This is a genomic window from Anabaena sp. AL09, from assembly GCF_001672255.1.
GTDB lineage: Bacteria > Cyanobacteriota > Cyanobacteriia > Cyanobacteriales > Nostocaceae > Dolichospermum > Dolichospermum lemmermannii.
On the sequence record NZ_LJOQ01000051.1, the window covers coordinates 1 to 7521 of the forward strand.

Sequence of the window (7521 nt, forward strand, 5' to 3'; positions counted from 1 at the left end):
AAAGATATTACTAAGGTTCATTGTAGTGACGGATATAGCTACGTTTGACTACGGAAAACTACAATTTTATGAGATTAAATGCAGAGACTGCTATAGTTAACTGTATCGCTTCCTAAACCGCCGTTAATGGTATCATCACCCGCACTGCCGATAATTGTGTCATTAGAGTTAGCGATTTCGATAATTCCTCGATATATGATACTTGAGTTATTATCATTCCATTGGCCACCAAATTCTCTATTAAGGTGTACATAGTCTTCATTTCCACCAAAATTGTCAGGCTGATTTATAGTCCAATTAGTATAGGTAACAGCTTCTCCATTTACCCATTTAAACTGTCCTTCAACCGCTTCATCTGTCAAACCAATCCACAAACTTTCTGTGCTACCAAAAGTATTAACTAGGAATTGATTTTCAGTAGCATCATTAACAGTAACAAGATTGCCACCTAAACTAACGGCTTGTGCTTGTGCTTCTTTCCAAGTAGCTGCATTACTCAACAGATAAAATTTGCCATTATAGGTGAAAATGGGGGCAGTAATAGCAGAGGTAACATCACCAAAAATCTGATCATTTCCTCCCCCACCATTGAGGGTATCATTTCCCCCATTTCCCATGAGGATATTATTGCCATTATCACCGGTGATTGTATCGTTATTGGCTGCACCAATCACGTTAACAAAATTAGTCACGGTAAAGGATAAAGTTGAAGGAGTGGCAACACCAGTATTAACAATGAGGGATTGAGTCGCTAAATTGGCGTTAATGGTAGCTGTTCCCGTTGCTGTGGAAGCATCAATAATGTTGGTTAGACCTGTTGCACCGATAATTTTCTCTACGTTAACCAGTTGATCTGTACCTGCTGTGCCTTTAGTAACTACTCCAGTCGGTTTCAGGGTAATAGCTTGACCTATGGTGCTGTAATTGGCTGTATCAATATTTGCACCACCGTCCAGGCTATCATTACCTGTCCCACCGATGAAACTATCATCACCATTTCCGCCACTAACGGTATCATTTCCGCCATTTCCCATGAGGATATTATTGCCATTATCCCCAGTGATAATATCGTTGTTGGCTGTACCAATCACGTTAACGAAATTAGTCACAGTAAAGGATAAAGTTGAAGGAATAGCAACACCAGTATTAACGATGAGGGATTGAGTCGCTAAATTGGCGTTAATGGTAGCTGTTCCCGTTGCTGTGGAAGCATCAATGATGTTAACCTGACCTGTTGCACCGATAATTTTCTCGATGCCAATGAGTTGATCTATACCTGCTGTGCCTTTAGTAACTACTCCTGTCGGTTTCAGGGTAATAGCTTGACCTATGGTGCTATAGTCGGCTGTATCTTGACCAATGCCTCCATCAATTGTATCGTTGCCTGTGCTGCCGATAATTATGTCGTTGGAGGGGTTGGCGATAATTTTGTCGTTGGATAATGGGTTGGCTATTTCAATAATTCCTCGGAAATTGAAATTATTAACTGTATCACCAGCATCATCCCATTTTCCGGGATTTTGAAAATTGATATAAGCATAGTCTTGATTACCACTATTATCAGGATTACCTGGAGACCAGTTAGTATAAGTAACAGCTTCTCCATTTGCCCATTTAAATGTTCCTTCAGTCACTTCATCTGTCAAACCAATCCATAACCCTTCCGTACCACCAAAGGTATTAACTAGAAATTGATTTTCCGCAGCATCATTAACAGTAACAAGATTACCACCTAAAGTAACGGCTTGTGCTTGTGCTTCTTTCCAAGTAGCTGCATTACTCAAGAGGTAAAATTTGCCATTGTAAGCAAAATAGGGTACGGAGACATCACCAAAAATCTGATCATTTCCTCCCCCACCATTGAGGGTATCATTACCACCTAAACCATTGAGAATATCGTCACTCGTTGTACCGACGAGGTTGTCTGCTGCTGCTGTTCCGTTAATGGTTGCCATAGTTTTACATTAATTTTTAATTCTTTATACACTATCATATCTATTGGATTTTCTAACTATATGTATAAATATACTTGAAGTGGGCTAGAGACAGGATAACTTAGAGGATGTTTAAAAAGTGGTATTCCGTAATTTTCATCACATTGCTACCCCCCTTAGTCCCCCCTTGTAAAGGGGGGAAACAATAAAAATCCAGTTCCCTCCCAACACCCTCTTAGAGGATGTTTAAAAAGTTTTGGGCTAATATATAGTAGGGAACAGGTGACAGTGCTAAAAGCCTTTTGGTATCTAAGTTGTAGCATTCGTTCATGTCCTAACTATCTTGTCTATTGCTATAAATATAGCTTCGTCACGTCAAGGACGAAAACTACTATACGAGCAAAGTCCAGATAGTGCGTGGACTAATGAAAAATCAAGAGTTTTGTCTGTGTGGTTCCGCGACTTGGAATCACCATTTTCTACAAATCTTGTTAAAATAGGAGGTAGAACCTCCTGGAGAGCATTCCCAGTCAGAGACTGGGAACGAAGTAATCCAGTTCACCTCTCGAAGAGCGGGGAGGAGTTAGGGGTGGGGTGTTATAGTCAAGAGGTATGAATTATGACTGCTGTAACTTTACAAATACCACAATCATTAAAATTCACAGATGATGAATTTGTAGAAATAGTCGCTGCTAATAAAGATTTACGTTTAGAATTATCACATCAAGGAGAATTAATTGTTATGTCACCAACGGGAGGAGAAACAGGCAATAGAAATTTTGAAATGTGTCTTGATTTAGGGTATTGGAATCGCCAAAATAATTTAGGAAAAGCATTCGATTCTTCCACTGGTTTTAAATTACCTAATGGTGCGACTCGTTCCCCAGATGTGTCTTGGATTAAAATAGAAAGATGGAATGCACTGACACAAGAACAAAGGAAAAAGTTTTTGCCCTTATGTCCTGATTTTGTGATTGAGTTAGTTTCTGAAAGTGATAATTTAGCAGATACTCAAGCAAAAATGCGGGAATTTATAGCCAATGGTTTATGTTTAGGGTGGTTAATTAATCCTAAAACCAAACAAGTAGAAATTTATCGTCAAAATCAAGAAATGGAAGTTTTACAATCTCCTACAAATTTATCTGGAGAAGATGTATTACCAGGTTTTATTTTAGATTTACAGCCGATTTTTCTTTAAGTTCCAGTTACTGCCGAAATATCAATTAACCAGCGAACTGTTTGCGGGAAAATAATCACAATTAACAATACAATAAACTGTAAAACTATAAAAGGAATCGCACTTTTATGAATATCCAATGTACTCACTTCTTTAGGCGCAACACTTTGTAAATAAAACAAAGAAAATCCCACAGGTGGAGAAATAAATGCAGTTTGTAAATTCACTGCCATAACCACACCAAACCACACCATATCAATATTTAAAGCCTGGGCTGCTGGCACAAATAAAGGCATAGCAATAAAGCAAATTTCAATAAATTCTAAAAAAGCTCCTAAAACAAAAATCACGATATTACTAACAATTAAAAACCCCCAATATCCTCCAGGTAACCCGACTAATAAATTAGTAATCAGAGTTTTGCCACCCAAAGCATCAAATACCAAACTAAACATCGAAGAACAGAATAAAATCATCACCACCAAAGCCGTAATCACTGCGGTAGAATGGGCAGCATCACGAATTAATTGTGGTGTGAGACGTTTATTAAAAGCAGCCAGAATAGAAGCCCCAACAGCACCTACAGCCCCCGCTTCGGTGGGAGTAGCTACACCAAAGAAAATGCTACCTAACACTGCAAAAATTAAAATAATTGGCGGAACAACGGCTTTAAAAATTTGTTTAATTAATTGAGTCCCTTGAGGAATTACGACATCATCAGGAATCATTGGTACTTTTTCCGGTTGAAAAAAAGCTAGTCCTAAAATATAGAGAATATAAGCACCAGATAACATTAATCCGGGAATTAATGCCCCTAAAAATAAATCTCCCACAGAAACACCAATTTGATCACTCAGAATCACTAAGACTAAACTGGGAGGAATTAACTGGGCTAAAGTACCGGAAGCAATTATTACTCCTGCTGCCAATTTTTTATCATAGCCATAGCGTAACATCATGGGTAATGATAACATTCCCATGACAATTACTGTGGCGGCTACGACTCCGGTTGTGGCTGCTAAAACAGTTCCCACTAAAACAACTGCTAAAGCCAATCCTCCCCGCACACGACTTAAAATAATGCCGATAGTTTCTAATAATTCTTCTGCTAATCCTGACTTTTCTAGAACTGCACCCAGAAAGACAAAAAAGGGAATAGCCAGTAAGGTAAAGTTGGACATTGTGCCAAACCAACTATTAGGTAATAGGAGCAGACGCGCCGGATTAAAAGCCCCAACTGCTGTACCAATAAGTCCAAAAACAATGGCTGTGCCGGCAAAGGAAAAAGCGACAGGAAAGCCACTCATGAGAATAAAGAAAAAGCCGACAAACATTAAAATTGCTAACCATTCAAAACCCATAGTTTCCCCTATTCAATATTGATATTTTCTGAAGTTTCTAAACGAATTTGTTCTGCTACTTGTTGATAACCTAATAATACTGCTAAATATTTAATTGCTTGAGAAATACTTTGCAAAAGCAGCAGTAATAAGGCTATAGGAACCATAGTTTTGATTGGGGCGCGGGGTAAACCATTAGCGTCAGAAGATATTTCCCAAGTTCCCCAACTACCGTCACTTAATCTGCCCCAAGATTGTAAAACCGGATTGATTGTTACCCAAATACCAAGTAGACAAAAGGGAATTAAAAATAAAACTGTTCCCACAAAATCAACTAAGGCGCGTTTTTTTTCACTCATATTAGTATAGAGAAAATCAACGCGGACATTTTCCCCATGACGTAAAATATAAACAAAGCCGAATAAGAATGTGAGAGAAAATAAATACCATTGCAGTTCTAATAAGGCATTAGAAGACAATTGTACGCCAATGAAACGACCCATATAACGGACGACAACATTAAAAAAACCGACTCCAATTGTTAGTAAAACTAGCCAATTCGATAACCATCCCAATTTATCAGCACCATTGTCAATAAACTGAGAAAATTTTAAGAGTTTACGAATTAAAGAAAATCTGCTTGAGTCACGCATAGAACATAATAAATTAAAGGTAAGATCTGAAAACACAGTCAGCCAGGGAATTTATCTCGTTCCCAGTCTCTGACTGGGAATGCCCTGACGGAGGCTCTGCCTCTGCTGTTATTGAAGGCAGAGCCTTCTGGAATTCATTCCCATACAGAGTATGGGAATGAGAAAAACTTTGGAATTCATTCCCATACAGAGTATGGGAACGAGAAAAACTTTAGTGAATTTTTACTATTAATTAAGCAATTTTTCCACCTCCAAAATATCTAAATTTGTTAACTGTGCCACTTGTTCTATAGACATTCCATTCTGTAACAAATTAATAGCAACTTCCCTTAATTGCAATTCAGCTTGTTCTGCCCTTTGTTTTTCTTGTTCTACCCTTTGTTGTGCAATTCCTACCATTTCTTGAGAAGTGGGAAATAAATCACCATCTAAAGTTGCCCAGCGTAACCAAGTGGCATCAACGCCTCTATAATTACCTTCCCAACGTACCAAAGCTAAATCTAAAACTTTACTTATCAGTTGGTTTTTATCATTTAGAGCAATCTGTTGATATGCACCACTGTTAAGATCAAAACCGGCAAAATCATTGGGGTTAAACGGGTCATACCAAAAATATTCAGAAACGCGCATTTGATTTTGATAAATCAATTTTTTCTGATTTTTATCATTGTTAGCTGTGCTTTCTGAAAGTAATTCAATTACTACATCTGGGGGTTTTCCTTCTTCCCAAACTACCCAAGACAATCGTTCTGTTTTCGGTACACCCAAAACAGCAAAGAAATCTGGACCTCGAAAATCTTGATTTTTCAATTGTGCTAAACTGTAGTAGACAAACATATTGCCACCTACGTATCCATCAGTCCTTTGCTCTAACCAAGGCTGAATGGTATCAATTAAGATATCCATTTGTAATTTATGTCTTTGTGTCTCCATGGGGATACCATCATCACAAGGAAGTTCTGCCTGGGTGGGTGGCAGTTTAATGCTAGGTTCAGCTAAAACAGTTTCTAACATAGCCGTTAAATTTAGTTAGAAATTACTTAATATTTTTATACTAATCTGAAATGATCAGCAATTGGCAAAATTATAAGAAATAATAAGTTTTCAGTGTATTAACACAATCAAATCAAACATGATATTGTAGTGAAATCCTCCAGTTAGTCAATAATAGTAACTTTTATGAAACGCCGAGCTATTGTTAACAGATTATCTCAAAGTGCGATCGCTGCCACAGGAGTAGCAATTATTGGTGGTTGTCAAAAAGCTCAAAATAAAACAGCAACCGCTCAAACCGACACCAGTAATCTACCGACAATAAAATGGCAAATGGCGACAAGTTGGCCATTGTCCTTAGAAACTATATTTGGTGGAGCGCAGGTATTAGCAGAACGTGTCAAAGTTCTCACTAACGGTAAATTTATTATCGAACCCCGTGCGGCTGGAGAAATAGCCCCCGGCTTAGAAGTTCTGAATGTGGTTTCCCAAGGTGCTGTACAAGCTGGACATACTGCCGCTTATTACTATATTGGTAAAAGTCCTGCCCTCGCTTTTGGTACATCAGTACCATTTGGACTTAATGCCCAACAACAAAACGCTTGGTTATATGAAGGCGGAGGTTTAACCAAACTGCGAGAAATCTATGCCAGTAAATTTAATGTGATTCAATTTCCTGCGGGAAATACGGGGACACAAATGGGGGGATGGTTTCGCAACGAAGTGAAAACCCTCAATGATCTCAAAGGCCTAAAAATGCGAATTCCCGGCTTAGGAGGGCAAGTTATGGCTAAATTAGGCGTAACTGTGCAGACTCTTCCAGGGGGGGAAATCTTCCAAGCGCTACAAACGGGGGCTATTGATGCGGCAGAATGGGTAGGCCCCTATGATGATGAAAAATTAGGTTTAAATAAAGTCGCTAAATTCTACTATTATCCAGGTTGGTGGGAACCAGGTCCAACTTTAGAAGTACAAGTGAATTTAGACGAATGGAAAAAGTTACCACCGCAATACCAAGCAGCATTAGAAACTGCTGCATTTCAGTCGAATACAACAATGTTAGCTCGTTATGATGTCCGCAATAATGAGTCCTTAGAGAAACTATTAAAAACGGGTACTCAACTGCGTGCTTATAGTCAAGAAATTTTGGAAGCTGCGGAAAAGGCCTCTTTTGCTTTATATGATGAATTTGCAGCTAAAGACGCTGATTTTAAAGCCGTTTATGAACAGTGGAAACCCTTTAGAGATCGGATGTATGCGTGGAACAATCTCAATGAAGGCAGTTTTGTTCGTTATGCTTATGGAAAGATGAAAGCAGGGAATTGAGAATTTCGTGAACTACCCACACTGACCTGACGGTACAGTGTGGGCTTCCTGCCCAACAGAAAGCACAGTAGTAGACTTCTTTCGTCCTCTATTACTGC

Annotated in this window: 6 protein-coding genes; 2 read left to right on the forward strand and 4 right to left on the reverse strand. The window is 38.6% G+C overall.

Annotation, left to right across the window (positions count from 1 at the left end; all coding sequences use genetic code 11):
• Positions 1-74: 74 nt before the first annotated feature.
• A complete protein-coding gene (locus AN490_RS10275) occupies positions 75-1955 on the reverse strand; it encodes a lectin-like protein (RefSeq protein ID WP_300002688.1) in 1881 nt (626 codons plus the stop codon).
• 598 nt (positions 1956-2553) lie between these two features.
• Here AN490_RS10275 and AN490_RS10280 point away from each other — a divergent pair.
• Positions 2554-3132 (forward strand): Uma2 family endonuclease, encoded by a 579-nt coding sequence (locus AN490_RS10280; protein ID WP_300002691.1) that lies wholly within the window; start codon positions 2554-2556, stop codon positions 3130-3132.
• Here the strand turns inward: AN490_RS10280 and AN490_RS10285 are convergent.
• From AN490_RS10285 to AN490_RS10295, 3 genes are all read right to left on the reverse strand, one after another.
• Complete coding sequence (locus tag AN490_RS10285) at positions 3129-4472, reverse strand: TRAP transporter large permease subunit (protein WP_300002694.1); 1344 nt, start codon at positions 4470-4472, stop codon at positions 3129-3131. The genes AN490_RS10280 and AN490_RS10285 overlap by 4 nt on opposite strands.
• 8 nt (positions 4473-4480) lie before the next feature.
• Positions 4481-5104, reverse strand: a complete 624-nt coding sequence (locus AN490_RS10290; protein ID WP_300002697.1) for a TRAP transporter small permease subunit — start codon at positions 5102-5104, stop codon at positions 4481-4483.
• 228 nt (positions 5105-5332) lie between these two features.
• Positions 5333-6118, reverse strand: coding sequence for a Uma2 family endonuclease (locus tag AN490_RS10295; protein WP_300002700.1), 786 nt, complete (start codon positions 6116-6118; stop codon positions 5333-5335).
• 165 nt (positions 6119-6283) lie between these two features.
• Here AN490_RS10295 and dctP point away from each other — a divergent pair, with 165 nt between their 5' ends.
• Positions 6284-7423: a TRAP transporter substrate-binding protein DctP gene (gene dctP, locus AN490_RS10300; RefSeq protein ID WP_015080022.1), complete on the forward strand. Its 1140-nt coding sequence runs from the start codon at positions 6284-6286 to the stop codon at positions 7421-7423.
• Positions 7424-7521 lie beyond the last annotated feature (98 nt).

Excerpts from the sequence above, each read along its gene's own strand:
- AN490_RS10275 (WP_300002688.1), bottom strand. The coding sequence starts at position 1,955 with ATGGCAACCATTAACGGAACAGCAGCAGCAGACAACCTCGTCGGTACA.
- AN490_RS10280 (WP_300002691.1), top strand. The coding sequence starts at position 2,554 with ATGACTGCTGTAACTTTACAAATACCACAATCATTAAAATTCACAGAT.
- AN490_RS10285 (WP_300002694.1), bottom strand. The coding sequence starts at position 4,472 with ATGGGTTTTGAATGGTTAGCAATTTTAATGTTTGTCGGCTTTTTCTTT.
- AN490_RS10290 (WP_300002697.1), bottom strand. The coding sequence starts at position 5,104 with ATGCGTGACTCAAGCAGATTTTCTTTAATTCGTAAACTCTTAAAATTT.
- AN490_RS10295 (WP_300002700.1), bottom strand. The coding sequence starts at position 6,118 with ATGTTAGAAACTGTTTTAGCTGAACCTAGCATTAAACTGCCACCCACC.
- dctP (WP_015080022.1), top strand. The coding sequence starts at position 6,284 with ATGAAACGCCGAGCTATTGTTAACAGATTATCTCAAAGTGCGATCGCT.